Origin of the sequence: Curtobacterium sp. Curtsp57 (assembly GCF_047324335.1) — a bacterium.
Taxonomy (GTDB): Bacteria; Actinomycetota; Actinomycetes; order Actinomycetales; family Microbacteriaceae; genus Curtobacterium.
The window spans coordinates 3,634,297-3,660,415 of the sequence record NZ_CP168511.1; the positions used below are offsets into that span (position 1 = coordinate 3,634,297).

At 71.8% G+C, this 26,119-nt stretch carries 29 protein-coding genes; 19 read left to right on the plus strand and 10 right to left on the minus strand.

What is annotated here, in order from left to right; all coding sequences use genetic code 11:
- Window position 1 precedes the first annotated feature (1 nt).
- Together ACEN9V_RS17435 and ACEN9V_RS17440 are read left to right on the plus strand one after the other, a co-directional pair.
- Window positions 2-1,408, plus strand: a complete 1,407-nt coding sequence (locus tag ACEN9V_RS17435; protein WP_413601373.1) for an LLM class flavin-dependent oxidoreductase — start codon at window positions 2-4, stop codon at window positions 1,406-1,408.
- A gap of 4 nt (window positions 1,409-1,412) precedes the next feature.
- Complete coding sequence (locus ACEN9V_RS17440; protein ID WP_413601374.1) at window positions 1,413-1,937, plus strand: N-acetyltransferase family protein; 525 nt, start codon at window positions 1,413-1,415, stop codon at window positions 1,935-1,937.
- Window positions 1,938-2,074: 137 nt separating this feature from the next.
- Here the strand turns inward: ACEN9V_RS17440 and ACEN9V_RS17445 are convergent, their stop codons facing one another.
- The 5 genes from ACEN9V_RS17445 to ACEN9V_RS17465 all read right to left on the minus strand — a co-directional run bounded on the left by ACEN9V_RS17445 (window position 2,075) and on the right by ACEN9V_RS17465 (window position 6,563).
- Window positions 2,075-2,659, minus strand: coding sequence for a VOC family protein (locus tag ACEN9V_RS17445; RefSeq protein ID WP_413601375.1), 585 nt, complete (start codon window positions 2,657-2,659; stop codon window positions 2,075-2,077).
- 185 nt (window positions 2,660-2,844) lie between these two features.
- Entirely contained in the window at window positions 2,845-3,528 is a 684-nt protein-coding gene (locus tag ACEN9V_RS17450) for a response regulator (RefSeq protein WP_413603082.1), read from the minus strand.
- A gap of 5 nt (window positions 3,529-3,533) precedes the next feature.
- On the minus strand, window positions 3,534-4,790 hold the full coding sequence (locus ACEN9V_RS17455; protein WP_413601376.1) for a sensor histidine kinase: 1,257 nt from the start codon (window positions 4,788-4,790) through the stop codon (window positions 3,534-3,536).
- Window positions 4,777-5,715 carry a type II CAAX prenyl endopeptidase Rce1 family protein gene (locus ACEN9V_RS17460; RefSeq protein ID WP_413601377.1) on the minus strand — a complete coding sequence of 313 codons (939 nt, stop codon included), beginning with the start codon at window positions 5,713-5,715 and terminating at the stop codon, window positions 4,777-4,779. Before ACEN9V_RS17460 ends, ACEN9V_RS17455 begins: the two co-directional genes overlap by 14 nt.
- Window positions 5,716-5,807: 92 nt before the next feature.
- Window positions 5,808-6,563, minus strand: coding sequence for an SGNH/GDSL hydrolase family protein (locus ACEN9V_RS17465; RefSeq protein ID WP_413601378.1), 756 nt, complete (start codon window positions 6,561-6,563; stop codon window positions 5,808-5,810).
- A gap of 174 nt (window positions 6,564-6,737) precedes the next feature.
- Here ACEN9V_RS17465 and ACEN9V_RS17470 point away from each other — a divergent pair, with 174 nt between their 5' ends.
- The 8 genes from ACEN9V_RS17470 to ACEN9V_RS17505 all read left to right on the plus strand — a co-directional run bounded on the left by ACEN9V_RS17470 (window position 6,738) and on the right by ACEN9V_RS17505 (window position 16,305).
- The gene (locus ACEN9V_RS17470; protein ID WP_413601379.1) at window positions 6,738-8,297 is read left to right on the plus strand and encodes an NCS1 family nucleobase:cation symporter-1; all 1,560 of its coding nucleotides are present in this window, start codon (window positions 6,738-6,740) and stop codon (window positions 8,295-8,297) included.
- Between the two features lie 67 nt (window positions 8,298-8,364).
- Entirely contained in the window at window positions 8,365-9,099 is a 735-nt protein-coding gene (locus tag ACEN9V_RS17475; RefSeq protein WP_413601380.1) for an aspartate/glutamate racemase family protein, read from the plus strand.
- Window positions 9,096-10,412: an allantoinase AllB gene (gene allB / locus ACEN9V_RS17480; RefSeq protein ID WP_413601381.1), complete on the plus strand. Its 1,317-nt coding sequence runs from the start codon at window positions 9,096-9,098 to the stop codon at window positions 10,410-10,412. The genes ACEN9V_RS17475 and allB overlap by 4 nt, the downstream gene beginning before the upstream one ends.
- Complete coding sequence (locus ACEN9V_RS17485) at window positions 10,405-11,451, plus strand: acetamidase/formamidase family protein (RefSeq protein ID WP_413601382.1); 1,047 nt, start codon at window positions 10,405-10,407, stop codon at window positions 11,449-11,451. Before allB ends, ACEN9V_RS17485 begins: the two co-directional genes overlap by 8 nt.
- Entirely contained in the window at window positions 11,448-12,959 is a 1,512-nt protein-coding gene (locus ACEN9V_RS17490; RefSeq protein WP_413601383.1) for an AtzH-like domain-containing protein, read from the plus strand. The genes ACEN9V_RS17485 and ACEN9V_RS17490 overlap by 4 nt, the downstream gene beginning before the upstream one ends.
- A 66-nt stretch (window positions 12,960-13,025) precedes the next feature.
- A complete protein-coding gene (locus tag ACEN9V_RS17495; RefSeq protein ID WP_413601384.1) occupies window positions 13,026-14,246 on the plus strand; it encodes a pyridoxal-phosphate-dependent aminotransferase family protein in 1,221 nt (406 codons plus the stop codon).
- Window positions 14,243-15,475: an allantoate amidohydrolase gene (locus ACEN9V_RS17500; RefSeq protein ID WP_413601385.1), complete on the plus strand. Its 1,233-nt coding sequence runs from the start codon at window positions 14,243-14,245 to the stop codon at window positions 15,473-15,475. The genes ACEN9V_RS17495 and ACEN9V_RS17500 overlap by 4 nt, the downstream gene beginning before the upstream one ends.
- The gene (locus ACEN9V_RS17505; protein ID WP_281265255.1) at window positions 15,472-16,305 is read left to right on the plus strand and encodes a MurR/RpiR family transcriptional regulator; all 834 of its coding nucleotides are present in this window, start codon (window positions 15,472-15,474) and stop codon (window positions 16,303-16,305) included. Before ACEN9V_RS17500 ends, ACEN9V_RS17505 begins: the two co-directional genes overlap by 4 nt.
- 90 nt (window positions 16,306-16,395) lie before the next feature.
- On the opposite strand, the gene ACEN9V_RS17510 is transcribed toward ACEN9V_RS17505, so the two are convergent.
- On the minus strand, window positions 16,396-16,848 hold the full coding sequence (locus tag ACEN9V_RS17510) for an SRPBCC family protein (protein ID WP_413601386.1): 453 nt from the start codon (window positions 16,846-16,848) through the stop codon (window positions 16,396-16,398).
- Window positions 16,849-16,900: 52 nt separating this feature from the next.
- Here ACEN9V_RS17510 and ACEN9V_RS17515 point away from each other — a divergent pair, with 52 nt between their 5' ends.
- Window positions 16,901-17,935, plus strand: a complete 1,035-nt coding sequence (locus ACEN9V_RS17515; RefSeq protein WP_413601387.1) for a YeiH family protein — start codon at window positions 16,901-16,903, stop codon at window positions 17,933-17,935.
- Window positions 17,936-17,955: 20 nt separating this feature from the next.
- Complete coding sequence (locus ACEN9V_RS17520; RefSeq protein ID WP_413601388.1) at window positions 17,956-18,975, plus strand: dipeptidase; 1,020 nt, start codon at window positions 17,956-17,958, stop codon at window positions 18,973-18,975.
- 4 nt (window positions 18,976-18,979) lie between these two features.
- Here the strand turns inward: ACEN9V_RS17520 and ACEN9V_RS17525 are convergent, their stop codons facing one another.
- The gene (locus tag ACEN9V_RS17525; protein WP_413601389.1) at window positions 18,980-19,126 is read right to left on the minus strand and encodes a DUF899 family protein; all 147 of its coding nucleotides are present in this window, start codon (window positions 19,124-19,126) and stop codon (window positions 18,980-18,982) included.
- 266 nt (window positions 19,127-19,392) lie between these two features.
- Between ACEN9V_RS17525 and cysK the strand changes: the two genes are divergently transcribed.
- Entirely contained in the window at window positions 19,393-20,331 is a 939-nt protein-coding gene (gene cysK / locus ACEN9V_RS17530) for a cysteine synthase A (RefSeq protein WP_413601390.1), read from the plus strand.
- Complete coding sequence (gene epsC / locus ACEN9V_RS17535; RefSeq protein ID WP_281265248.1) at window positions 20,328-20,909, plus strand: serine O-acetyltransferase EpsC; 582 nt, start codon at window positions 20,328-20,330, stop codon at window positions 20,907-20,909. The genes cysK and epsC overlap by 4 nt, the downstream gene beginning before the upstream one ends.
- Window positions 20,910-20,918: 9 nt before the next feature.
- Here epsC and ACEN9V_RS17540 read toward each other — a convergent pair whose 3' ends face one another.
- Complete coding sequence (locus tag ACEN9V_RS17540; RefSeq protein ID WP_281265247.1) at window positions 20,919-21,218, minus strand: excalibur calcium-binding domain-containing protein; 300 nt, start codon at window positions 21,216-21,218, stop codon at window positions 20,919-20,921.
- A gap of 122 nt (window positions 21,219-21,340) precedes the next feature.
- On the opposite strand from ACEN9V_RS17540, the gene ACEN9V_RS17545 reads away from it, so the two are divergent.
- Window positions 21,341-21,724 carry an MmcQ/YjbR family DNA-binding protein gene (locus ACEN9V_RS17545; RefSeq protein ID WP_413601391.1) on the plus strand — a complete coding sequence of 128 codons (384 nt, stop codon included), beginning with the start codon at window positions 21,341-21,343 and terminating at the stop codon, window positions 21,722-21,724.
- Between the two features lie 30 nt (window positions 21,725-21,754).
- Complete coding sequence (locus ACEN9V_RS17550; protein ID WP_413601392.1) at window positions 21,755-22,471, plus strand: ASCH domain-containing protein; 717 nt, start codon at window positions 21,755-21,757, stop codon at window positions 22,469-22,471.
- Here ACEN9V_RS17550 and ACEN9V_RS17555 read toward each other — a convergent pair.
- Complete coding sequence (locus ACEN9V_RS17555; protein WP_413601393.1) at window positions 22,468-23,103, minus strand: MOSC domain-containing protein; 636 nt, start codon at window positions 23,101-23,103, stop codon at window positions 22,468-22,470. The genes ACEN9V_RS17550 and ACEN9V_RS17555 overlap by 4 nt on opposite strands.
- A 97-nt stretch (window positions 23,104-23,200) precedes the next feature.
- Between ACEN9V_RS17555 and ACEN9V_RS17560 the strand changes: the two genes are divergently transcribed.
- The 3 genes from ACEN9V_RS17560 to ACEN9V_RS17570 are packed head-to-tail and all read left to right on the plus strand — an operon-like array spanning window position 23,201 to window position 24,731.
- Window positions 23,201-23,767 (plus strand): RNA polymerase sigma factor, encoded by a 567-nt coding sequence (locus ACEN9V_RS17560; RefSeq protein WP_413601394.1) that lies wholly within the window; start codon window positions 23,201-23,203, stop codon window positions 23,765-23,767.
- Window positions 23,764-24,390 (plus strand): hypothetical protein, encoded by a 627-nt coding sequence (locus ACEN9V_RS17565; protein ID WP_413601395.1) that lies wholly within the window; start codon window positions 23,764-23,766, stop codon window positions 24,388-24,390. Before ACEN9V_RS17560 ends, ACEN9V_RS17565 begins: the two co-directional genes overlap by 4 nt.
- A complete protein-coding gene (locus tag ACEN9V_RS17570; RefSeq protein ID WP_413601396.1) occupies window positions 24,387-24,731 on the plus strand; it encodes a hypothetical protein in 345 nt (114 codons plus the stop codon). Before ACEN9V_RS17565 ends, ACEN9V_RS17570 begins: the two co-directional genes overlap by 4 nt.
- Before the next feature lie 217 nt (window positions 24,732-24,948).
- On the opposite strand, the gene ACEN9V_RS17575 is transcribed toward ACEN9V_RS17570, so the two are convergent.
- Window positions 24,949-26,103: a low temperature requirement protein A gene (locus ACEN9V_RS17575; protein WP_413601397.1), complete on the minus strand. Its 1,155-nt coding sequence runs from the start codon at window positions 26,101-26,103 to the stop codon at window positions 24,949-24,951.
- Window positions 26,104-26,119: the final 16 nt, after the last annotated feature.

A 26,119-nucleotide genomic window follows, 5' to 3' on the forward strand; every position in this document is an offset into this window, starting at 1 on the left:
CGTGACGGACTCGACGAACCCGACCAGGCAGATCCGCTTCAACGCGTTCGACATGAACTGCGTCGCGCACCAGTCCTCCGGGCTGTGGCGCCACCCGCGCGACCGCTCCCGGAACTACCGCGACCTGTCGTACTGGACCGACCTCGCCAAGACGCTGGAGGGTGGCGCCTTCGACGGCATCTTCATCGCCGACGTCCTCGGCACGTACGACGTGTACGGCGACTCGAACGAGGCAGCGCTCCGGACGGGGTCGCAGGTCCCGGTGAACGACCCGATCCTCCTCGTCTCCGCCATGGCGTCGGTGACCGAGCACCTCGGGTTCGGGATCACCGCGGGGACCGCCTACGAGCACCCGTACCCCTTCGCCCGCCGCGTCTCGACGCTCGACCACCTCACGAAGGGCCGCGTCGGCTGGAACGTCGTCACCGGGTACCTGCCGAGTGCCGCGCGGAACATGGGACAGACCGACCAGCTCAGCCACGACGACCGGTACGACGTCGCCGACGAGTACCTCGAGGTCCTCTACAAGCTGTGGGAGGGGTCGTGGGAAGAGGACGCGGTCGTCGAGGACCGCGAGACCGGTGTCTTCACCGACCCGGCGAAGGTGCACCCGATCGAGCACCACGGCAAGCACTTCGACGTCCCGGGCATCCACCTGTCTGAGCCGTCGGTGCAGCGCACGCCGGTGATCTACCAGGCCGGGGCATCACCCCGCGGGATCGCGTTCGCCGCCGAGAACGCCGAGGCGATCTTCGTCGGCGCCCCGACCGTCCCGCAGCTCGCCGCGACGGTGACGAAGATCCGCGACGCACTCGAAGCAGCTGGCCGCGACCGGTACGCCGCGAAGATCTACACGCTGCTGACGATCATCACCGATGCCACGGACGAGCTGGCGCAGGCGAAGTACGAGGACTACCTGTCCTACGCATCGGAGCTCGGTGCGCTGGTGCTCAACTCGGGCTGGATGGGCGTCGACCTGTCGCAGTGGGACCTCGACGAGCCGCTCGGCGACGTCGAGTCGAACGCCATCCAGTCGGCCGCTGCGAACATCTCCGCGGCGACCGGCGAGGACGGCAGTGCCTGGACGATCCGAGACCTCGCGCGGCACACGGCGATCGGCGGGCTCGGCCCGGTCGCGGTCGGCGGGGGAGCGACGATCGCGACGCAGCTGCAGGAGATCCAGGAGCAGACGGACGTCGACGGCTTCAACCTCGCCTACGCGGTCACACCGGGCACCTGGGAGGACGTCATCGAGTTCGTCGTCCCGGAGCTCCGCGCGCGCGGCGCCTACCCGGAGGGCTACGAGGCCGGGTCGCTCCGGCACAAGTTGCACGGGCGCGGTGACCGTCTGCCGGAGGAGCACCGCGGTGCCGGCTACCGGATCGGGAGTGACGCGGTCGTAGGCTGACCGGGTGATCGAGTCCTCCGCCCTCGTCCGCGAAGCGAGGCCCGCGGAGATCGACGACTGCGTCGAGCTCTGGGTCGCGGCGGTCGCCCACCGTGACGGACGAACCGCGCCCGCCACGGTCGACCTCGATCCCGTCCTGGTCGCGGTCCGTGCCCGCGCCGAGGAGAAGTTCCGCGCGCCACGGGTCGCGTGCCTGGTGGTCCCCGGCGACGACGGGCGACCGGACGGCTTCGCCCTGCTCACCGCACCTGGCAGCGGCCGCCCCACGGACCCCGCCGACGCCGCCTACCTCTCGCTGCTCGCGGTGCGCCCCGGCGTGCAGACCCGTGGCTGCGGACGAGCGCTCCTCACCGCCGCCCTGCGAGCGGCTGCCGCGGCAGGGCACCCCCGGGTCGCCCTGCACGTGCTCGCCGACAACGACCGTGCGGTGCGGCTGTACGAGGCCGGCGGCTTCCGCCCGACCGGGACGGAGTTCCCGCACGCCGTGACCGGCATCGTCACCCGCACCTACGTCACCGAGCGGCACTGACGGAGCATCCCGCGCACGTTCCTTCCCATGGCGCGCCGAATGGGAAGCGGGATCGCGCGTTGGTGGCGGGAAGATCCGACCTCCTACGCGCGATTCGACCTCCGACGCGCGATTCCGCCTCCCATGCGCGCCAGGGGTCAGGCCCGCCACTTCGGGCGCGGCGCGTGCGCTTCGTACGGCTGCGTCGTCGGGTAGGTGATCAGCTCCAGCGTCGACCCCCACGGCGTCCCGACGTACACGAACCGGTTCCCGTGACCGCTCTCGACCCCGCCGAGGTCCCGCGGCTCGGAGTAGCGGTGCCCGCCGGCCGTCTCCAGGCGCACCAGCGCGTGGTCGAGGTCGTCGACGTAGAACGCGACGTGCTGCCAGCCGAGGTCGCTGGCGCGTGCCGCCGGTCGCTGATCGGGCCCGTGGTACTCGAAGAGCTCCAGCCCCGGCCCGTTCGGCAACGCGAGCATCCGGAGCGCCCCCTGCGCCATCGTGTGCGGGATCCCGAGCCGCTGCTGGACGTCGGCGCCGACTCGGACGGGTTCGGCCCGCAGGAACCGGTCGTAGAGGACGGTCGCGTCGAGTCCGCACACGAAGAAGTCCGTGGCTTCGTCGATGTCGGGCACGGTCAGTCCGACGTGGTCGATCCCGCGGACGGACGGGACGACGGTGGCGTGATCGGCACGTCGGGCGCTGGACGTGCGGGTGCGTGCGCGTGGTGCGGTGGTCGTCATCTGGCCGTCTCCCTTGCCATCGGCGGAACCTGCAAGCACCCAGCGGAGCCGCCACGGCCCGTCGCGACAAGCCTCAGCGAGCAGGGTTGCGGGTTCCCGCGTGGATCCTGCGGACGGGAGGCACGGTGCGGGCCCGCACCGTGCCTCCCGTCCGGCGGTCGGCGCCACGCGCCGGGGGCGACGCGTCAGGCGTCGCGCTGATCGGGTGCCGGGATCGCGACGATCCGGTTCTGGTAGGCCCAGACGACGGCCTGCAGCCGCGACTGGACACCGAGCTTCGGGAGCATCCGCGCCAGGTGCGACTTCACGGTTGACACCTCGACGACCAGTGCCGTGGCGATGTCCTCGTTCGACATCCCCTGCGCGAGCAGCAGCAGGACGTCCCGCTCCCGAGCGGTGAGGACCTCGTCCGCGCGGTCGCCCGTGACGGGCTGCAGCCGGCGACGGGAGACGAACTCCCGGAGGACGCGGCGGGTCAGCGCCTGGTCGAGCGTCCCGTTCCCGGCCGCCACCTGCCGCACGGCGCCGACGATGACGTCCGGTTCGGCGTCCTTGAGCAGGAAGCCGTTCGCACCGGCCTCGAGCGCGCCGAACACGTAGTCGTCCAGGTCGAACGTGGTGAGCACGAGCACCGGGATGACGGGGTCCGCGCCGGGACCGCAGAGTTCCCGCGCCACCGTGATGCCGTCGTGGACGGGCATCCGGATGTCCAGGCACGCCACGTCCGGTGCGGTGGTCCTGGCGAGTTCGAGTGCTTCGGCGCCGTCGGAGGCGACCGCGACGACCTCGATGTCGGGTTCGGCGTCGAGGAGCGCGGAGACACCGGCGCGCACGAGGGGCTGGTCGTCGGCCACGAGGACGCGGATCACCTCGCTCACCTGGTCTCCCGATCGAGTCCCAGCACGACGAGCCAGCCGCCGTCGTCGGACGGGCCGACCTGCAGGCGTGCACCGACGAGCTCCGCCCGTTCCCGCATGCCGCGCAGGCCGTTCCCGCCGGCGGCCGAGCTGTCCGGGACGCGGGCCGTCGCCGGGCCGTTCTCGATGCGGATCGTGAGGTGGTCGGCTGTCCGGTCGTCGATCCGGACGGTGCAGGGCGCGCCCGGGGCGTGCATGGCCGCGTTCGCGAGGGCCTCCTGCACCGTGCGGTACGCGGCGAGCTGCGCCAGCGGACCGACGCCGTCACCGAGGGGCCGACGGTCGGAGCCGGCGCGGACGTCGAGCTCGACGGTGCCGCGGTGCCGGGACCGTTCGACCAGGTCGACGATCCCGGGGACCGTCTCGACGAGCCGTTCGGCCGGGGCGTCCTCGCGGAGGAGCCCCACGAGCCGCCGCAGGTCGTCGAGCACCGCGGTACTCTGCGCCCGCACCTGCCTGACGCCCTCGTGGGCGCGCTCCGGGTCGCTGTCGATCTGCCGGTCGATCGCAGCGGACATGAGCGCGATGCCGGAGAGGTGGTGGGCGGCGATGTCGTGGAGTTCCCGTGCCATCGCCGCACGCTCCCGGGCGATGGCCGCGTCGACCTGCGCGTCCTGCTGCCGGTCGACCGCGGTGGCCTCCGCGGTGCGGGCCGCACGGACGTCCCGGCGGGAGCGGACCACCAGCACGACGAGCATCGGCAGCCCGATCGCGCCGACGGCCTGCAGGACGCCCATGGCGATCCCGGTGGCCAGTCCGGTCGCCACGCTCGCCTGTCCGGCGCCGAGCACCGAGAACGCGAAGACCGTCTGCGTGACGACGATCGGTACGACGGTGGCGACGAGCGTCGGCCAGAGCCGGGCGAGCGGGACCCGGAGCCCTGCGAGGACCACGGCGACGACGACGGGCAGCATCGCGAGACCGGACAGGGTGCTCGGTGCGATCAGGACGAGGACGGCGGGCAGGACCGCGGTGACCAGCAGCGTGGTGCGTGGTGCGCGACGGGCGCGGAGCAGGACGGCGGACTGCACGAGCATGCCGACCGCGAGTACGATCCACGGCCAGCTGAGGACGTCCGGGTAGCGGTACCCGGTGCCGTCCGGATCGGCACGGTCGAGGGGTGGGAGCCCGAACTGCAGTCCGATCGCGAGGGCTGCCGTGCCCACCGCGATCAGGACGTCCGTCCGGCGTGCGCGGGCCTCAGCGGGTGCCATCGTTCGATCCTACGAGGGCGGCGTCGCGTGCGGGGGCTTCGGTCGGCTCGGCGTCCGGGCGTCGTCGCGGGAGCCCGAGCCGGCCGCGGGTGGTGACGAGGATCGCGACGGCGGCGATCGTGGACAGGATCGTCAGGCCGGCCATCATCGTCCCGGCGGTCATGCCCGGGTACATGTCGGCCCACAGTGTGCTGATCGTGTTGTTCACGCCGACGTGCAGGAGCAGTGCGAGCGGCAGGCTCTCGCCCGTCCGGTTGAACACCCAGATCATCACGACGTTGAAGGTGATCGTGAAGGCCGCGAAGACGAGCGGCTCCGTCCAGTGCGCGTTCGGCCAGCCGCCCCAGTCGCTGAGGTACAGCGGCATGTGCCAGAGCGCCCACACCGGCCCGAGGACCGCTGCGGCTCCCAGCGGACCCACCTTCGACTGCAGCCGGGGGAGCGCGAAGTCGCGCCAGCCCGGTTCCTCGGAGAGTCCGGTCGTGAACAGCTGGATGACGAGCCCCGGCACCAGCATCGCCACGGCCGTCCACGAGGGCGCCTGGACCTGGCCGCCGGAGAACAGCAGGCCGGACGCGACGATCACGGCCGGGACACCGACGAGCGCCAGGGCGTACCAGGGCCACGCGACCCGCCACCGCCAGAGCCGCCCGACCCAGCGGCGGAGTCCGGCGCGGCCGTCGGCGAGCGCCGTGACCAGGAAGGCGCTGCCGAGCGGGCCGAGCAGTGCGCCCGGGAGCACCCCGGTGAACTGGGCGGTGCCGAGGAACTCCGGGAAGTGGAGGTCCCAGACGCCGAGCCCGTGCGGGGACAGGATGTACGGGATCCACGCGAGCCAGCTGAGGGCGAGCGCGAGGGTGAAGAACGTGCGGATCGGGTACCGGGCGACGACGCCGCGGATGCCCTGGACTTGGGTGTTCGTCATGCCCTCGACGCTAGGAATCGCGGGAGCGCCGGACGACCCGCAGAGGGAGGGTCCTGCCGGACTTGCATCGAAGGGTGCAAGCGGGTGGGCCCCTAGCGCACCGGTGTCCAGTCCGGGAACGTCGCGGATCGCCCGTCGCCCGACGACCGCCGGGTCACGCGCCGCTGCACCCAGGGCAGGACGTGCTCGCGGTAGTAGCGGAGTTCCTCGGCGATGCGTTTCGGTCCGGTCCGCGCCGGTGCGGGCTCGGTCGGTGCCGGGCCGTCCTCGATCGCGTGCAGGGCGAGTTCGGCGACGCGCTGGTGTCCGGACGGGTTCATGTGCAGCCGGTCGGCGGACCAGAACTCGGCACGCTTCAGGTGCGGGTCACGGGAGACGTCGACGAAGGGCAGGCCGTGACGATCGGCGAGGTCGGCGACGGCATCGGCCCACGCGTCGCCGCGGGAGTTGATGAGGTGCCCGAGGGGGAGCCCGGCGCTCGGGTCCGCCGGGCTCAGGAGCGCGAGACGGATGCCCCGGTCGCGGACCTTCGCCGCGGCGCGCTCGAGGGGGTCGATGAGCGTCCGGACGTCGAACCGCGGGCGCAGCAGGTCGTTGCCGCCGGCGCAGAACGTGATGAGCGTCGGCGCCGGGTCGAGCGCGAGTGCTACGTCGAGCTGCCCGTCGAGGACCCCGGCGAGCAGCCGTCCGCGCACGGCGAGGTTGGCGTAGGAGACGTCCGCGTCGAGCTCCCGGGCCATGCCGCTCGCGAGTCGGCCGGTCCAGCCCGGGAACGGGACGGCACCGTCGTCGCCGATCCCCTCGGAGAAGCTGTCGCCGATGGCGACGTACCGGATCGCGTCATGCATGTCGCCATCTTCCTGCACACTCCTGTGCAGGTTCCTGGCGCTGGAACGGGCGTTTCAGGACCGGTGTCGCGTCACACGGTCGTTACACGGGGGAAACGGTGGGGACGAACGCGGTCCGTAGCTTTCTGCACAAGCAAGCACCGCCCCCGCTTCCCACTCCCATCGGAGGACGCCATGGCAACAGAGACCGCGGCACCCGTCGCAGCGCCCCACGCCCCCGTCACGTTGGATGCCCCCGCCGGCGCCGGCGTCGTCAAGCCCGGGTACGACCCGGCCCTCACCAACGAGGACCTCGCTCCGCTCCGCAAGCAGTCGTGGACGAGCTACAACATCTTCGCGTTCTGGATGTCCGACGTGCACTCGGTCGGCGGGTACGTCACCGCCGGCTCGCTCTTCGCACTCGGCATCGCCAGCTGGCAGGTGCTCATCGCACTCGTCGTCGGCATCCTCGTGGTGCAGGTCTTCGCGAACCTGGTGGCGAAGCCGTCCCAGCGCACCGGTGTCCCGTACCCGGTGATCAACCGCGCGGTGTTCGGCGTCCTCGGAGCCAACGTCCCCGCCATCATCCGCGGCCTCATCGCGATGGCCTGGTACGGCGTGCAGACGTTCCTGGCCGCGCAGTCGCTCAACATCATCTTCCTCAAGTTCATCCCCGCGTCGGCCGGCCTGCTGGAGCACTCGTTCCTCGGCCTCTCGGCGCTCGGGTGGATCTCGTACGCGATCCTCTGGGTGGCGCAGGCGGCCCTGTTCTCGATGGGCATGGAGGCGATCAAGAAGTTCATCGACTGGGCGGGCCCGGCGGTGTACGTGGTGATGATCGCGCTGGCGATCTACCTGGTGAGCCGTGCGGGCATCGGGAACATCTCGCTGAACCTCTCGGCAGGGGAGCCGCTGTCGTTCGGTGCGAGCATCCCGGTGATGCTGTCGGCGATCGCGATCGTGGTGAGCTACTTCTCCGGCCCGATGCTGAACTTCGGCGACTTCTCCCGCTACGGCAAGTCGTTCCAGGCGGTCAAGCGCGGCAACATGTGGGGGCTGCCGGTCAACTTCCTCTTCTTCTCGATCCTCACCGTGCTGTGCGCCAGCGCGACCGTCCCGGTGTTCGGCAAGCTCATCACCGACCCGATCGAGACCGTCCAGGCGATCGACGCCCCGTTCGCGATCCTGCTCGGCGGCCTCACGTTCGTCACGGCGACGGTCGGCATCAACATCGTCGCGAACTTCATCAGCCCCGCGTTCGACTTCTCGAACGTCGCCCCGCGGAAGATCAGCTGGCGGATGGGCGGCATGATCGCCGCTGTCGGCTCCGTGCTCCTCACCCCGTGGAACTGGTACGGCAACGACCAGGCGATCCTCTACACGCTCGGCGTGCTGGGTGCCCTGATCGGCCCGTTGTTCGGCATCCTCATCGCCGGGTACTACCTGGTGTCGAAGCAGCGCGTGGCCGTCGACGACATGTACACGAAGGACACCGCCGCACGGTACTGGTACCGCGGGGGCTTCAACCCGAACGCCATCTGGACGCTCGTCGGCACCGGCGTGGTCTCGGTCGCCAGCGCGGTGCTGCCGCCGGCCCTCGGCGTCCTGCCGTGGCTGAGCAACTACAGCTGGTTCATCGGCTGCGGCCTGGGTCTCGTGGTCTTCTGGGCACTCGAGCGTGCTCGGCCGAGCATGCCGGTCCTGGACGCCGACGACCCCACGGTCGACGACGGCGCCGCCATCGGCCGAGCCTGAACCGCGGCACCACAGCACCACAGAACCACCGCTCCACCCGCTCCACTGCTCCACCGGAAGGACCTCGATGCGCATCCGCGTCGTCAACCCGAACACCACCACCTCGATGACCCGGACGGTCGGCGCTGCTGCGTCGGCCGTCGCGGGCCCCGGGACCATCGTCGAGGCGGTGAACCCGACGATGGGTCCCGCCTCGATCGAGAGCCACTACGAGGAGGCGCTCGCGGTCCCCGGCCTCCTCGAGCAGATCGCGATCGGGGAGTCGGACGGGGTGGACGCGTACGTCGTCGCCTGCTTCGGTGACCCGGGGCTCGACGCGGCACGGGAACTCGCCACGGGCCCGGTGGTCGGGATCGCCGAGGCCGGCTTCCACGCCGCCGCGATGCTCGGTCGTCGGTTCGGGGTCGTGACGACGCTCGGGCGGACGGTCGGTCGGGCGCACGAGCTGGCGGACCGCTACGGGTTCGCCCCGCTCGTCACCGAGATCCGTGCGTGCGAGGTCCCGGTGCTCGAGCTCGACGACCCCGCTTCCGGTGCCCGCGCGCTCGTCGTCGAGGAGTGCCGGGCGGTGATCGCCGGCGGTGCCGACGCGGTCGTGCTCGGCTGTGCCGGGATGGCGGACTTCTGCGCCGAGGTCTCGCGGGCGATCGGTGCCCCGGTGGTCGACGGGGTCACCGCGGCGACGGTGCTCGCCGAGTCGCTCGTGCGGCTCGGCCTGTCGACGGGCAAGCACGGCGAGTACGCGTCGCCGCCCCGCAAGCAGTTCACCGGTCTGCTGGCGGAATTCGGAGCCGTCGCGTGACCGGCACCGTGTTCCGGGCGCAGCACGCGTGGATCGACGGCGCGTTCCGGCCGGCCACGGTGATCGTGCGCGACGGCCGGATCGTGGACGTCCTGCCCGGTGGCGCCGCGACACCCGCCGACGCGGACGTGCAGGTCATCCCGGATGGGCACATGCTGCTCCCCGGGCTCGTCGACACGCACGTGCACGTCAACGAGCCGGGGCGCACCGAGTGGGAGGGGTTCGCGTCCGCCACCCGTGCGGCAGCGCTCGGCGGGGTGACGACGATCATCGACATGCCGCTCAACTCGATCCCCGCGACGACCACGGTCGAGGCACTCGCCACGAAGCGTGCGAGCGCCGAGGGGCGGGTCGCCGTCGACGTCGGGTTCTGGGGCGGTGCCGTGCCCGACAGTCTCGGGAGCCTCGACGCGATGCACCAGCAGGGCGTCTTCGGGTTCAAGTGCTTCACGGCGCCGTCCGGCGTCGACGAGTTCCCGCACCTCGAACCGGCACTGCTCCGTGCCGCGATCGAGGAGGTCGCAGGCATCGACGCGCTCCTCATCGTGCACGCCGAGGACCCCGCACACCTCGTCCCGCACGAGGCGCTCGGCGGGCACTACGAGGACTTCCTCGCGACCCGTCCGGCCGCCGCCGAGGAGTCCGCGATCGCCCAGGTGATCGACGGCGCTCGGGCGACCGGGGCGCGGGTGCACGTCCTGCACCTGTCCGACGCCGGCGCGTTGCCGATGATCCACGCCGCGAAGGACGACGGCGTGCGGATCACGGTCGAGACCTGCCCGCACTACCTGGCCTTCGAGGCGTCGACCATCCCCGACGGCGCGACCGAGTTCAAGTGCTGCCCGCCGATCCGCGACGACGCCAACCGCGACGCGCTCTGGCAGGGCCTCGTCGACGGCACGATCGACATGGTGGTGTCCGACCACTCGCCGTCCACCGCCGACCTCAAGACCGACGACTGGGGCCTCGCCTGGGGCGGGATCGCCGGCTTGCAGGTCGGGTTCCGCGCGGTCTGGACCGAGGCACTGCGTCGCGGTCTGTCGCTCGAGACGATCCTGCCGTGGTTCACGACGGGGCCGGCGGCGCTCGCCGGCTTCGCCGACCGCGGCCGCATCGCGCCGGGCGCGCTCGCCCACCTTGCCGTGTTCGACCCGTCCGCCACCGAGGTGATCGAGGTGGCCGCCCTGGCGCACCGGAACCCGGTCTCCGCGTTCGCCGGCCTGGAGGCTCGGGGCCGGGTGACCGAGACCTGGTTGCGCGGGCAGCGGGTCACCGCCACGTCCGTGGCCGGGCAGCTGGTGACCCGTGGCTGAGGCGCGACTCGGGTCGACACCGGACGACGTCCTGTGGGGGCGGCTGCCGTCGCGTGCGGACGTGCCGGCGCTGACCGTCGCGCCCGGGTCCGTGGTGACGGTCGACACCGTCTCGCACGAGGGCATCCTGCCCGACCAGGGGCAGGACCCGCTCGCGTACTTCGGTCGGCACGGGGTGGACGCCGGCGACGTGCTCGCGGACGCCGTGGCCATCGCCAGGACCCTGACGCGCGACCCCGCCGACGGCCCGCACGTGGTCTCCCGACCGATCGCGGTGGCCGGCGCGGAACCGGGCGACGTCGTCTCGGTGACGATCCTCGAGGCGATGCCGCGGGTGCCGTACGGGGTCATCTCGAACCGGCACGGCCGAGGCGCCCTGCCGGGGGAGCTGCCCCGCGCGGAGGAGTCCGTGTCCGTGTTCGCGGACGTCGTCCGGCGCGACGGCGTCGACCACGGCCGGCTGCCCGTCGTCGAGGGCGGCCCCCGGACCATCACGTTCCCGCTCCACCCGTTCCCCGGCATCGTCGGGGTCACACCGGACTCGGACGAGCGCGCGCACTCGGTGCCACCAGGACCGCACGGCGGGAACGTCGACATCGCGTTGCTCACCGCCGGGTCGACGCTGCACCTGCCGGTGTTCGTGCCGGGAGCGGGCGTGTACGTCGGCGACCCGCACTTCGCGCAGGGTGACGGCGAGGTCGCACTCACCGCGATGGAGGCGTCGCTCCGGCTGGTCCTCCGGCTCGATCTCGTGCAGCGGAGGACGGCGCTCGACCGGTTCGGCGAACTCGTCGGTCCGATCGCCGAGACGACCGAGTACCTCGTGCCGACCGGCATGGACGAGGACCTCGACGAGGCCGTCCGTCGCTGCGTCCGCGCGGCGATCGCCCTGCTCCGGGCACGCTGGGGCGTCGACGAGCACATCGCGTACGCGTACCTCAGTGCCGCGACCGACTTCCGGATCTCGCAGGTCGTGGACCTGGTGTGCGGCGCACACGCCACCATCCGGAAGGCCGACTTCGCGGAGGTCGGCGCGTGATCGTGCGCGGCGAGTGGCCCGACGGCCTCGAGCAGGCCTTCACCGCGTACGAGGACGCCCTGATGCGGGACGACACCGCCGTGCTCGACGACCTCTTCGAAGCGGGCGACGGGACGCTCCGCGGGGACGACTCGGGACTGCTGCGCGGACACGACGCCATCAGCGCCTTCCGGTGCGGTCGTGGCGGTGTGGCACGCAGGACGATCGCCGCCGTGGACGTCCAGCGGCTCGCCCCTGACACCGTCCTGGTCGTCGGGGAGTCGCACTTCGCCGGTGGTGGCCGCGGACTGCAGACCCAGCTGTGGTGTCGCACCGACGGCGTTTGGCGGATCCGGACAGCGCACGTGACGGGTCGACCGAAGGCCTTCGACCGGTCGGTCTGGCGCGTGGTCGGCGACCCGCTCGTGCACGGTGCGGATGCCGGGCCGCTCGTCGGGGTGCGCGTCGCCGTGAAGGACCTCTTCGCCGTGCGGGGACAGGTCATCGGTGCGGGCAACCCGACGTGGGAACGCTCGGCCCGGACGGAGGGCGTGTCCGCGTCCGCGGTGCAGACGCTGCTCGACGCCGGCGCGGTCGTCACCGGGATCGCCAGGACGGACGAGTTCGCCTACGCCCTCGCCGGCCGCAACCCGCACTTCGGGTCGCCGCCGAACGGGGCCGACCCGACGCGGATCGGCGGCGGATCGACGTCGGGCTCCACGTCGGCCGTCGCGCTCGGCACCGCGGACCTCGGGCTCGGCACCGACACGGCGGGCAGTCTCCGCGTGCCGTCGTCGTACCAGGGGCTCTGGGGACTCCGGACGACGCACGACCGTGTCCCGCGAGACGGTCTCCTGCCGCTCGCGGAGTCCTTCGACACGGTCGGGTGGGTCGCCCGTTCGGCATCGGTGCTGGCAGCCGCCGCCGGGGTGTCCGTGCCGGGTGCCTGCGTCGGGGTGGACGACGGCGAGCTCCTCGTCAGCGACGCACTGCTGGACGCCGTCGAGCCCGCGACGGCCGCCGCGTTCACGGCCTGGCTCGACCGGGCCGGCCGTCCCGTCCGCCGGATCGAGCTGCCACCGCTCGACGACCTCGCCGAGACCCTCCGCGTGGTCCAGGCGGCGGAGGCGTGGCGGAACGACGGGGCCTGGATCGAGGCACACCCGGATGCCCTCGGCGAGGACGTCGCGGCACGGTTCGCCGCTGCGGCGGCGATCACGGCGGAGGCCGAAGCGCTCGCTCGTGGGCGGCTCGAGGAGCTGCGCACCTGCGTCCGTGACGTGATCGGCGGAGGCGTGCTGTGCCTCCCGACCGTCCCGGGACCGGCCCCGTTGCGGACCGCGACCGGTGACGCCGTGCTGCGGACCCGGGTGGCGACCCTGCGGATGACCGCCGTGGCCGGGATCGGTGGCCTGCCCGCAGTCAGCGCGCCGTTCCTGACCGTCGACGGTGCACCCGTCGGCGTCTGCCTCGTCGGACCAGCAGGGTCCGACCGGGCGATCGTCGCACTCGCCGAGACCCTGCTCTGAGACCCCGCCCTGAAACACTGCCGTAACGATCGTTCCGATATGCTCGTGAACGGAACGGAGGTACCGATGCTGCCAGTGAACCCGCCCGCTCGACTCCTCATGGGGCCGGGGCCGATCAACGCCGACCCGCGGGTGCTGCGTGCCCTGTCCACCCCGCTCGTCGGGCAGTACGACCCGTGGATGACGTCCGCGATGAACGACACACAGGCGCTGTACCGGCAGGTGTTCGGCACCGTCAACGACGCGACCGTGCTGGTCGACGGCACCTCGCGCGCCGGCATCGAAGCCGCGCTCGTGTCCCTGCTCGCGCCGGGGGACCGCGTGCTCGTGCCGGTGTTCGGTCGCTTCGGACACCTGCTCGCGGAGATCGCCGGGCGCGCTGGGGCGGACGTCCACACGATCGAGACCGAGTGGGGCCAGGTGTTCCCGACCTCGGTGATCGAGGACGCGATCGTGCGCACGAAGCCGAAGGTCCTCGCGATCGTGCAGGGTGACACCTCGACGACGATGAACCAGCCGCTCGACGAGCTCGGGGCGATCTGCGACCGGCACGGCGTGCTGTTCTACACCGACGCCACCGCGACCATCGGCGGCAACCCGCTCGAGGTCGACGCGTGGGGCATCGACGCCGTCAGCGCCGGGCTGCAGAAGTGCCTCGGCGGGCCATCCGGCAGCGCACCGCTCACCCTGTCGCCGCGCGCCGTGTCGGTCCTCGACGGTCGTCGCAGCGTCGAAGCCGGCATCCGCGAACCCGGCGACGAGGTCTCCGACGAGCCGATCCGGTCGAACTACCTCGACCTCGCGATGATCCTCGACTACTGGGGCCCCCGGCGCCTGAACCACCACACCGAAGCCGCGTCGATGCTCTACGCCGCGAACGAGTGCGCGCGCATCCTGCTCGAAGAAGGACGCGACGCCGTCGTCGCGCGGCACGAGCTGGCCGGACGCGCGATGCTCGCCGGGGTGAAAGCCCTCGGGCTCGAGGTGTTCGGCGACGTCGCACACAAGATGCACAACGTCGTCGCGGTCTCGATCCCGTCCGAGGTCGAGGGCGACGCGGTGCGGGCGTCGCTGCTCGAGGACCACGGCATCGAGATCGGCACGTCGTTCGGGCCCCTGCACGGCAAGGTCTGGCGCATCGGGACGATGGGCTACAACGCCCGGAAGGACGCCGTCGTGACGACGCTCTCGGCACTCGAGCAGTCGCTCCGTCGCGGCGGGTTCTCCGTGCCGCAGGGCGGCGGCGTGGACGCGGCCCTCGACACCTACGCGGGAGCACGACCGTGACCGTCGACGCCGCGACGATCGTCGCGTGGTGCGACGAACTCGCCGCCGTCACCGCGACGCCGGGCCAGATCACCCGCGTCTACCTGTCGCCGGAGCACGCCAGGGTGAACACGATCGTCGCGCGCTGGATGCAGGACGCCGGGATGACCACGTGGCAGGACGACGCCGGCAACCTGCACGGCAGCGTCCCCGGCGCCACGGACGACGCCCCCGTGCTGCTCGTCGGCTCGCACCTCGACACCGTGGTGGACGCCGGCCGGTACGACGGCATCGTCGGGGTGCTCATGGGCATCGCGGCCGTCGCCCGCATCCGCGCCGAGCACGGGGCGCTGCCGTTCGGCATCCAGGTGATCGCGTTCTCCGACGAAGAGGGAACGCGCTTCGGCAAGGCGCTGCTCGGGTCCTCGGCGGTCGCCGGGGTCTGGGACGACGCCTGGTGGGAGCTGACCGACGCCGAGGGGGTCTCCCTCCGGCAGGCGTTCACCGACTTCGGGCTCGACCCATCGCGTGTCGGCGACGCCGCGGTGGACCCGTCGCGGCTCGTCGGGTACCTCGAAGCGCACATCGAGCAGGGGCCGTACCTCGAACAGGCCGACCAGGCACTCGGGGTCGTCACGAGCATCGCCAGTGCCCGCCGCTTCACGGTCGAGGCCGTCGGGGAGGCCCGGCACGCAGGCGGCACGCCGTACGAGCGCCGACACGACGCGCTCCTGGCCGCCGCCGAGGCCGCACTCGCCGTCGAGCGGATCTGCCGGGCGTCCCAGCACGTCGGGACGGTCGGCACGATGACGGTCGAACCGGGTGCCGTGAACGTCGTCCCCGGCCTCGCACACTTCTCGGTGGACCTGCGGGGCGAGTTCGACGACGGACGCGACCGGGTGTGGGACGAGATCACGAAGGCGTTCGCGCTGATCGGTGAGCGCCGCGGTGTCAGCGTCGAGCCGACCGAGGTGCACCGGGCCCCCGCCGTGTTCTGCGCGCCGCGTCTGATGGACGCCGTCCGGGCCGGGATCGTCGCCACGGGTTCGCCCGCGCCGATGGAGCTGTTCTCCCGCGCGGGGCACGACGCCATGTCACTCGGGCTCGTCACCGACGTCGCGATGCTGTTCCTCCGGAACCCCGACGGCATCAGCCACCACCCGGACGAGTTCGTCTCCGAGGCCGACATCGCCCTCGGGCTCGACGCCCTCGTCACCGCGATCACGACCCTCGCAGCGGAGCCCTCGTGACCGCCGCCCAGCCCGACGTCCGCGGGCGCATCGACGCCGTGTGGGAGCAGCTCTCACCCGCCGAACGCCGGGTCGCCGCGATGGTCCGCCACGACCCGGAGCTCCTGCTCGTCGGGACCTCGGCGCAGCTCGCCGCCGAGTCCGGCACCTCGAAGGCCACGGTCTCGCGGCTCGTCCGGTCCCTCGGGTTCCAGGACGCCGCCGAGGTCCGGCAGGAACTCATGTCGGCACGGGGCAGCGGGTTGCCCTGGGCCGCTGAGGACGCCGCGCACGTGGACCAGCGTGCCGTCGAGTCCCGGAACCTCGACGCCGCGTTCGCCTCGCTCGCCCGCGCCGAACGCCCCCGTCTCGCCCGGCGCATCATGCGCGCGCGCCGGGTCCTCGTGTTCGGGGAGCGCGGCGCGCACCCGATCGCGCTGCAGCTGCGGGCGCAGCTCGCTCAGGTCCGTCCGGACGTCCGGGTCGGTCCGGCACCCGGGCAGCGACTCGGGGAAGAAGTGGCCGACCTCGATCGCCGGGACCTCGTCATCGTGGTCACCGTCCGGCGGCACGCGGCGGGCATCGACCGGCTCGTGCGGCACTGCGTGGCATCGGGCGCCGACGTCGTCGTGATCGGGGACCCGACGGCCGCCGTCATCGCCGCCCCCGCTGCGACGACGATCCTCTGCCCGGTGGACTCGCCGTCCGCGTTCGACTCGCTCGCGGCGCTGTTCGCCGTGGTCGCCGCGATCGCGAACGACGTCTACGAGGCCTCGGGCCCCGCCGGCCGTGCACACGTCGATGCCGTCGCAGCGGCGTACGACACGCTCGGGGAGCTCGCCGGCTCCTGACACGGGGGCTCGGGCTCACGGGCCGAAACGACCCATCACGTCCGCAATGGGAAGCCGAATCGCGCGGAGGGGGCCGGAACGTTCGACCTTCTACGCGCGATTCGACCCCGCAGGCCCGCGGAGCTCGGCAGCCAGCGACGCGTTGCGGGCGCGGATCAGGGCGGGCATGTACCGCGCGAGGGCGAGCCGCTCGGCGATCACGCCCAGCGGGCCGAGCGGCGCGGTGAACTCGATCTCGTCGACCATCCGCGTGCCGTCACCCGACGGCTCGAACCGGTGCTCGTGCCGGAACCGGGCGAACGGACCGCGGACCTGTTCGTCGACGAACCGGTGCGGTGCCTCCAATGCGGTGATCCGGCTGGTGAGCCGCCAGACGATGCCGAAGTGCCGCGCACGGAACGTGACGGTCTCGCCCAGCGCGATCCGGCCGCTCGTCGTGCCGGCCACGGCACGCTCCCCGGTGCCGGCGAGGGAGCGTTCGTGCGCACCGATGTCGAGCGACAGCGCGAACGCGCGCTCGGGTGAGGCATCGAGCTCGGTCACGATGCGGAAGACACGGTCATGCCCCGATCCTCCCGCAGTGCAGGATGGTCACGTGGCATCGACGATGGAAACCGCCAGGAGGCTCGCCCCCGGTCTCGCGCTCGCCACCGGCATCGCCGTGGTCGCCACGGTCATCGGCCGGTTCCTGCCCGTGGTCGGGGCGCCGGTCAGCGGCGTGGTGCTCGGTGCGGTCATCGGCATGGTGCGTCGTCCGGCCGACTCGCTGAAGCCCGGGATCACGACGGCCTCGAAGTTCGTGCTGCAGCTGGCGGTGGTGCTCCTCGGCGCGCAGCTGTCGCTCGCCGAGGTCGCCCGCGTGGGGGTGGAGTCGCTGCCGGTGATGCTCGGCACGCTCGTCGTCTGCCTGCTCGCGGCGTGGGGTGTCGGGCGGCTGCTCGGCGTCGTCGGCAACCTGCGGACGCTGATCGGCGTCGGGACGGGCATCTGCGGCGCCTCGGCGATCGCCGCCGTGACGCCCGTGATCGGTGCGGTGTCGGTCGAGGTCGCGTACGCCGTCTCCACGATCTTCCTGTTCAACGTCGCCGCCGTGATCGTCTTCCCGATCGTCGGGCACGCCCTCGGCATGAGCCAGCACGCGTTCGGGCTCTTCGCCGGCACGGCCGTGAACGACACGTCGTCGGTCGTGGCGGCCGCGAGCACCTACGGCACCCAGGCGGCGAACTTCGCGGTCGTCGTGAAGCTCGTCCGGACGCTGATGATCATCCCGATCGTGCTCGGGTTGGCGTGGTTGGTCGGGCGGCGGTCCTCGGCCACCGTCGACGGTGCGGCGACGGCCCCGGCTCGCTGGTCGTTCCGGCGGGTCTGGAAGCTCGTGCCGTGGTTCCTCACCGGCTTCGTGATCGCCGCCGCGGTGAACTCCACCGGGATCCTCCCCGGGCCCGTGCACCCCGCGATCTCCACCGTCGCGGCGTTCCTCATCACGGTGGCGCTCAGCGCGATCGGGCTCTCGACCGACATCGCGGGGTTCCGTCGCGCCGGGTTCCGGCCGCTCGTGCTCGGGCTGGTGCTCTGGGTCGTCGTCACCGGATCGAGTCTCGGGCTGATGGCGTTGACCGGGGCACTGTAGGCCGCGGTACCGTCGTCCGCATGAGCGTGACGTTCCCGGTGATCGACGGCCACAACGACCTGCCGTGGGAGCGGCGCGAGTCCCACGACTCCGGTGTCGAGGGCATCGACACCGAGGAGTCGTCGCTCCACACCGACATCCCGAAGCTCCGCGCCGGCGGTGTCGTCGGGCAGTTCTGGTCCGTCTTCGTCCCCGCCGACGAACCCGACCCGGTTCGCACGACCCTGCAGCAGATCGACCTGGCGCACCGGATCATCGCGCGGTACCCGGACGACCTCGCGCTCGCCCGCACCGCCGCCGAGGTCCGGGCCGCCGTCGCGTCGGGACGGATCGCGTCGTTGCTCGGCGCCGAGGGCGGCCACTCCATCGGGGACGACCTCGCCGTGCTCCGCGACTTCGCCCGGCTCGGCGTGCGGTACATGACCCTGACGCACAACGACGACACCCCGTGGGCCGACTCGGCGACGGGTGCCCGCGCCCACGGCGGACTGACCGACCGCGGCCGACAGGTGGTGGCGGAGATGGAGCGGATCGGCATGCTCGTCGACCTCTCCCACACGGCACCGTCCACGATGCGGGACACCCTCGACGTGGCCACCCGGCCCGTCGTCTTCAGCCACTCCTCGACGATCGCCGTGAACGACCACCCGCGGAACGTCCCGGACGACGTCCTCGCGCGGTTGTCCGACAACGGCGGCGTCGTGATGATCACGTTCGTGCCGAAGTTCGTGTCGCGGGCATGGGCGGACTGGGAAGAGGCGGGCTCCGTGGGCGAGGGGCCCCTCGTCACGGTGTCCGACATCGCCGACCACGTCGAGCACGCCCGGGACGTCGCAGGAGCCGCGCACATCGGCATCGGCGGCGACTACGACGGCACCCCCGTGCTGCCACCGGACGTCCGGGACGTCTCCCGCTACCCGGTGCTCGCCGAGGAGCTGTCGCGCCGCGGATGGGGTGCGTCCGACCTCGAGGCGTTGGCCGGCGGCAACGTGCTCCGCGTGCTCGAGGCCACCGATGACCGTTTCGCGCTGAACGTCTAGCGCGTCAGCCGTACGTCGGGAACTGCGGCCAGCCGTCGGGGCTGTCCTCCCAGTCCTGCTGCCGTCCGTACACCGTGCGGTCCATGACGTGCGCGACCGGCATGATCGCCTCCGTGCCGCGCGCCGTCGTCGAGTACGTCAGGGAGGGCACGCCGTCCCGGAGCTACGACTGCCGCCGGAGGTCCAGCGCGCGCTGCCGTCGGAGCCGATCTGCGTCGAGCGCTCAGCGGAAGCGAGAACGAGCGGTCGTGAGGGCAGCCGCGCTGTCGCCACGGCGGGACCGACTGGAGGCGCGAGCCGACCTGGGTGGGTGGGGCGCGTCATGGACAGGGCCGGGTCGGGTCCGGTGGCTAGGATCGGGCGCACACCGCGCCTCCAGGAAGGGTCGCGGACTCGACCCGAGTGAGGACGGACCGGATGAGCGGCACCATCTACGACAACATCTCCCAGGCGTTCGGCAACACCCCGCTGGTGAAGCTGAACCGGCTTCCAGCCGAAGGCGGGGCAGAGGTCCTCGCGAAGCTCGAGTTCTACAACCCCGGCGCCAGCGTCAAGGACCGCCTCGGCGTCGCGATCATCGACGCGGCAGAGGAATCCGGGGACCTGAAGCCGGGCGGCACGATCGTCGAGGGGTCGTCCGGCAACACCGGCATCGCGCTCGCGCTCGTCGGGGCCGCTCGTGGGTACCGGGTCGTCATCACGATGCCGGAGACGATGAGCGTCGAACGTCGTGCCCTGATCCGAGCGTACGGTGCCGAGATCGTGCTGACCCCGGGGCCGGAGGGCATGAAGGGTGCGGTCTCCAAGGCCGCGTCGATCGTCGAGGAGACGCCCGGCGCGATCCTGGCGCACCAGTTCGAGACCGCCGCGAACGCCGCGATCCACCGGAAGACCACCGCCGAGGAGATCCTCCGCGACACCGAGGGACATGTCGACGTGTTCGTCGCGGGCGTCGGCACCGGCGGCACGATCACCGGTGTCGGGCAGGTCCTCAAGGAGCGTGTGCCCGGCGTCCAGGTCGTCGCCGTCGAGCCGAAGGACTCCCCGCTGCTGACGGAGGGCAAGGCCGGCCCGCACAAGATCCAGGGCATCGGTGCCAACTTCATCCCCGAGGTGCTCGACCAGTCCGTCATCGACGAGGTGTTCGACGTCGAGCTCGACGACGCGTTGCGGGTCGCCCGTGACCTCGGGACGCAGGAGGGCATCCTCGCCGGCATCTCGTCCGGTGCGATCATCCACGCCGCGCTCGTGATCGCCGCGCGCCCGGAGAACGCGGGCAAGCGCATCGTCGCCATCGTGTGCGACACCGGCGAGCGCTACCTGTCGACCGTGCTGTTCGAAGGGCTCACTGCGTGACGCATCGCCGACGTGGCGTGCTGCGGACCGTCCGGGAGGACCTCGCCGCAGCACGCCGAGGTGATCCCGCTGCTCGCGGGGACCTCGAGAACGCCGTCGTCTACTCGGGGCTGCACGCGATCTGGGCCTACCGGCTCGCCCACAAACTGTGGATCGCGGAGGGGCTGCCCGGCTCCCGGTTCGCGGCGCGGGTCGTCGCGCAGACCGCCCGCGCCCTGACCGGCATCGAGATCCACCCGGGGGCACGCATCGGGCGACGGTTCTTCATCGACCACGGCATGGGTGTCGTCATCGGGGAGACCGCGGTCGTCGGCGACGACGTCCTGGTGTTCCACGGCGTGACGCTCGGCGGTCGTGGGGGAGCGCACGGCCCCGGCGCGAAACGGCACCCGACCGTCGGCGACCGCGTGGTACTCGGCGCAGGGTCGTCGCTGATCGGGGACATCACGGTGGCGCACGACTCCGTCGTGGGCGCGAACACCGTCGTGACGAAGGACGTCCCGCCGCACTCGGTCGTCACCGGGGTCGCCGGCACCGCCCGTCCGCGGTCCGGTGGCGAGGGCGTCCCGACGCTGTAGGCGCTCGGGTCAGCTCAGCTCGCAGGCGATGCCGTCGGCGTCAGCGTCGAGCTTCTTGTTGGCGTTGTAGAGCGCGTCGTCCTTCTTCACCGTGCCCTTGAACGCACGGTGGGTGACCTTGCCGCCCGACCGCACGGTGTTGTCCTTCGTGGCCTTCAACGCGATGCCACCGGAGTAGGCCTTGTGGACGGCGTCGCAGTTCTTGTACGTCGTGGTGGCCGCCTGCGCCGAGGTCGCGCCGCCGAGCGCGACCGTCCCGGCGAGGACGGTGGTGGCCGCAGCGACGGCGATGGTACGGATGACGCGCATGGTTCCCCCTGGATCGAGATCGCCGCATCGGGCATGCGGCAGGAGCGATCGTAGGCAGCGTCGTGCCGCGACGTCGCACCCCAGAACGGGGTGCTGTCGGCGGTGTGGGGCATGCTGGGGGCATGGACGGCACGGAGCTGCACGAGGTCGCTGCCCGCACCGCGCTGGCGCTGCCGGCAACCGAGGAGACCCAGCCCTTCGGCGAAGGCGCGTTCGTCTACAAGGTCGTCGGCAAGATGTTCGTGATGACGTCCGAGCTCCGCGGGGTGCCGATCGTGAACCTCAAGTGCGCGCCGCCGCACGGCGCCGCACTGGTCCGTGACCACGAGGAGATCACGCCGGGGTGGCACATGAACAAGCGGCACTGGATCACGCTCGCGCCAGGGGACGGCATCGACGAGACCGTCGTCGAGGACCTCGTGGCGAACGCCTACGAGCTCGTGGTCGCGGGGTTGCCCGTGGTGAAGCGGCCCATCGATCCGGCACGCCGACGCGGGTCGGACTGACGGCGCCGGGGCATCTGGCAGGCTGTGGCCATGCAGTGGCGCAACGACCGGACCGTGCTCGAAGCCGCGACGGCGGTGGCCGAACGACTCGGCGGTGACGTCACCCACACCGTGGCGTCGGCTGCGATGGACCTGTCCGGCCGCGTGCACACGGCCGTGAACGTCTCGCACTTCACCGGAGGCCCGTGCGCGGAACTCGCCGTCCTCGGTGCCGCGGCAGCGGTGTCCGACGACCCGATCATGACGATCGTCGCGGTCGCCGATGCCGGACGCGGGGTCATCCCGCCGTGCGGTCGGTGCCGCCAGGTGCTGCTCGACCTGCAGTCCCAGGCGATGGTGCTGATGCCGGGAGACGGGGACGACGACCCGGTGGGGACCCCGGTGCGCGATCTGCTCCCCGGCGCCTACGACTGGCCGGACGCCCGTGCTCAGCGGGTCGTGCGGTTCGCCGGGCGGTACCACGACGACGTGCTGACTGGACGGAAGACCGCGACGATCCGGTTCCGCGATCCGCAGGGCATCGGCCCGACGACGTTCGTGTTCGAGGACGAGCACGCCGACGGGTTCGTGACCGCCGACGCCGTGGTCGACTCCGTGACGGTGAAGCGCGTCCGCGAGATCGACGACGCCGATGCCCGGGACGAAGGAGCCGGCGACGTGGCGGCGCTGCGCGACGGGCTCACCGGGCACTACCCACAGCTGCGTGACGACGACCTGGTCGAGGTCGTCCGCTTCCGGGTGGTCTAGACAGCGGCCCTGGCGAGGACCTTCGTCACGTCGCGCTGCACCTTCGGCGCGAGCGGCCGTTCGCTCGACAGGACGGCCCGTGCCTGGTCCGGGGTCATCCCCGCGAACATGTCGCCGATCGTGACGCCGTGGTCGGGGCGCTCGAGCACCGTGATCGGGTCGCCCGCCGCGACCGGTCCGGACTTGACCACCCGGAAGTAGGCGCCGGGTCGGCCCTCCTCGGTGAACCGCTTCACCCACTTGTCCACGCGGAGCCGGCGGGCGAAGGTGCCGCAGGGGATCCGCGGGATCGTGACCTCGAGCAGCAGGGTGTCGCCGACGAGCCAGCGTTCGCCGGTCACGGCCCCGGTGACGTCGATCCCCGACGTCCGGAGGTTCTCGCCGAACAGCCCGGCGGGGATCGGACGGTCGAGCAGGTCGGCGAAGTGGGCGGCGTCCTCGTCGGCGTACGCGTAGACGGCCTGGTCCTCCCCGCCGTGGTGCTTCCGGTCCGCCTGCACGTCGGCGTAGAGGCCGAGGGGTCGGACGCGGACCGGTCCGTCGACCGGACGCTTGTCGATCGCGGTGATCCCGATCGTGCCGGAATCGGGTAGCAGGCGGTCGACGCGGCAGACGGCGGTGACGAGCGACATGGGAACAGGGTGCCCGAGATGTGTGACGAAGTGCAGTCTGGACGCGTCACATCCGTGAGCGCAGCATGCTCGCAACTCCGACCAGTAGAAGGAAACCGTGCACCACCCACCACCCAGGACGGCACTCGTCGACCTCGATGACGGCGTCCTCGCCGGACGGTCGGCCGACGGCGACGTCCGTGCCTTCGAGGTCCTCATCCGCCGACACACACCACTGCTCCGCGCGTACGCACGCCGGACACTCGGTTCGACGGACGAGCTGGACGACGTCGTGCAGGAGACCTTCATCACCGCCTGGAACCGCCTCGACGCCCTCCAGGACAACGCGCACGTGAAGGCGTGGCTGATGCGGATCCTCAGCCGGAAGTGCATCGACCGCATCCGAGCGCGCCGGGACCACGACGACGTCACCGAGCTCGAGGTCGCTGCCCCGTCCGACGACGCCCCGGAACGCGTTGCCGAGGCGCGCGACCGCGAGCACGCCGTCGAGATCGCGCTCGCCGAGCTCCCGGACGCGCAGCGGCGGTGCTGGCTGATGAAGGAAGTGCTCGGGTACCGCTACGAGGAGATCGCCGAGGAACTCGACGTGCCGCTCTCGACCGTCCGCGGGCTGTTGTCCCGTGCCAGGAAGAACATGATCCGTCTGATGGAGGGATGGCGATGACCGCCGCACCCGAACCGCTCGAGCCCGACCGCGTGGTGCTCGCCGCCCTCGAGCCGGAGGACCTCGACGGACACACGATCGACGAGCTCGCCGACTACCTCGACGCCGGCATGCAGCCGGCCGACCCGGACATCGACGACTCACCGGCCTGCCAGAACGCGCTCGCAGCGATCATCCGGCTGCGGCAGGTGTCGTTCGGCTCGCTCGAGGCGGCGGCCCTGGCAGAAGCCCCCGCCGACGAGTCGTGGATCGGTGGTGTCCTCGCGAACATCTCGCTTGAGGCCCGATCCGGCCGCGACGTCCCGCTCCGCGCCGAGGCAGCGACGGAACACCCGGTCATGACCGAGGGAGCGATCCGCTCGCTGGTCCGTCGAGCAGGTGACGCCGTCCCGGGCATCGTCGTCGCACGCTGTTCGATCGACGGCGACGTCACCGTGCTCGCGGCCCCGGTGCGGGTGACCGTCGAGGTCGCGATCGTCGCCGGCCCGTCCATCCCGACGACCGCCGATCTGGTCCGCGCCGCGGTGGCCTCGGCGCTCGCCGAGCAGACGGACCTGGTGGTCGAGGCGATCGACGTGGTCGTCCGTGACCTGATCCAGACGACGTCGGAGGAGGAACGATGAGCGAGACGCGGGACGAGGACGTGCAGTCCGACACGACGGACACGGGGTCCGCCGTGGCCTCGATCGAGACGGCCGTGCTGGGGGTGGCCGGTGTCGCCGACCTGTTCCACGCGAAGCCGACACTCGGCAGCACCGCGAGGGCCGTGCGGCACCTGACGACGCCGGCATCGGCGCCACGGATCGTCGTCGATGGTGACGTGCTCCGCGTCGTCATCGGGACCGACGGTGTCGTCCCCGCGCCGCAGGTCGCACGAGCGGTGCACGACGCCGCCCTCGCCGAGGCGGCGCGCAACGGTCTCGTGCTGGCTCGGATCGACGTCCGAGTCGCGCGAGTCGGCTGACAGTCGGGTCCTTGCACGCGCGCGGGAGCGACATCGTCGTTGTCGTACGACAGCGATCGTGTCGTTCCTGCGCGTCCGCAACTGTTGCAGCCGCGCGGTAGCGACAGACACGTTGTCGTACGACAGCGATCCTGTCGTTCCGAGTCGGCACCGACGCGCCACCCGCCGACGCGCCACCCACCCGGCGCGCCACCCGCCCACGCACCACGCACCACCGTCACCCACGCGCCCTCGCGTCCGCGACCTCCAGCACCACGACGATCGCGGCGACGAGCACCGCGGTCGCGACGAGCGACACCTCCGGCACTGCGATGGTCGCGAGGACGGCGAGCGTCAGCACGACGACCACGGTGTTCCACTCGACGGACAGCGACGGCCGGAGGGCCAGCGCCCAGATCGCGAGGACGAACAGCGCGACGGGGACCGCGATCGTGGCGGCGACGGACGCGTGGGACAGGTCGGCCTCGCCCGCGTCGGCGCTGACCGCCACCTCGATCCCGGCGGGCAGCGCGGCAGCGGCGGCGAACACGAAGTAGTGCCCGTAGCCGAACACCAGCGCGCTCGGCAGGCCGCGGATGTGGTCGTGCTGCTCGTGCGAGAAGTAGATCCACCAGAGGCCCGCGACGATGACCAGTCCGCCGGCGGCCAGGACGAGCAACGGCCCGAGGTGCTCGGCGTGCCGGAGGCCGTCGATCACGGCGCTCGCGGACGCGACGAGCCCTTCACCGAGGACGATCAGCGTGAACAGCGAGTACCGCTCCGCGATGTGGTGCGTGTGCCACGGGGTGGTCTGCGCCCGGGACTCGGACCAGATCGGCACGAGGAGCTCGAGCAGGACGAACAGCGGTATGACGAACGCCGACGATCCACGGGGCAGGAACAGCATCACGACCCAGAGGACCTGCACGACGGTGATGCCGACGGCGTAGTGCAGTGCGGTCGACCGGTACTCGGACGTGGACACCGCGACTCGGATCCACTGCCCGACGAGTGCGAGCCGCATCACGACGTACCCGATGACGACGATCGTGAACGACCCGTCCTGCATCGCCGGGCCGACACCGGCGGCGAGCACGAGGACACCGGCCATCTGCACGAACGTCATCACGCGGTACAGCCAGTCGTCGGTGTCGAACGACGTCGCGAACCACGTGAAGTTCAGCCACGCCCACCAGATCGAGAAGAACACGAACGCGAACGACACGATCGCGGAGGAGATGTGCCCCTCGGCCTCGATCTCGTGGAGGTTGGTCGCGGCGAACCCAACGGCCACGACGAACACCAGGTCGAAGAGCAGCTCGAGCGGGCTGGCGGCGCGGTGTCCTTCAGCGGGGTCGCGCGGCTGCATGCGGCGGAGGCCGATCGTCGTCACCGTGCATGCCTACACG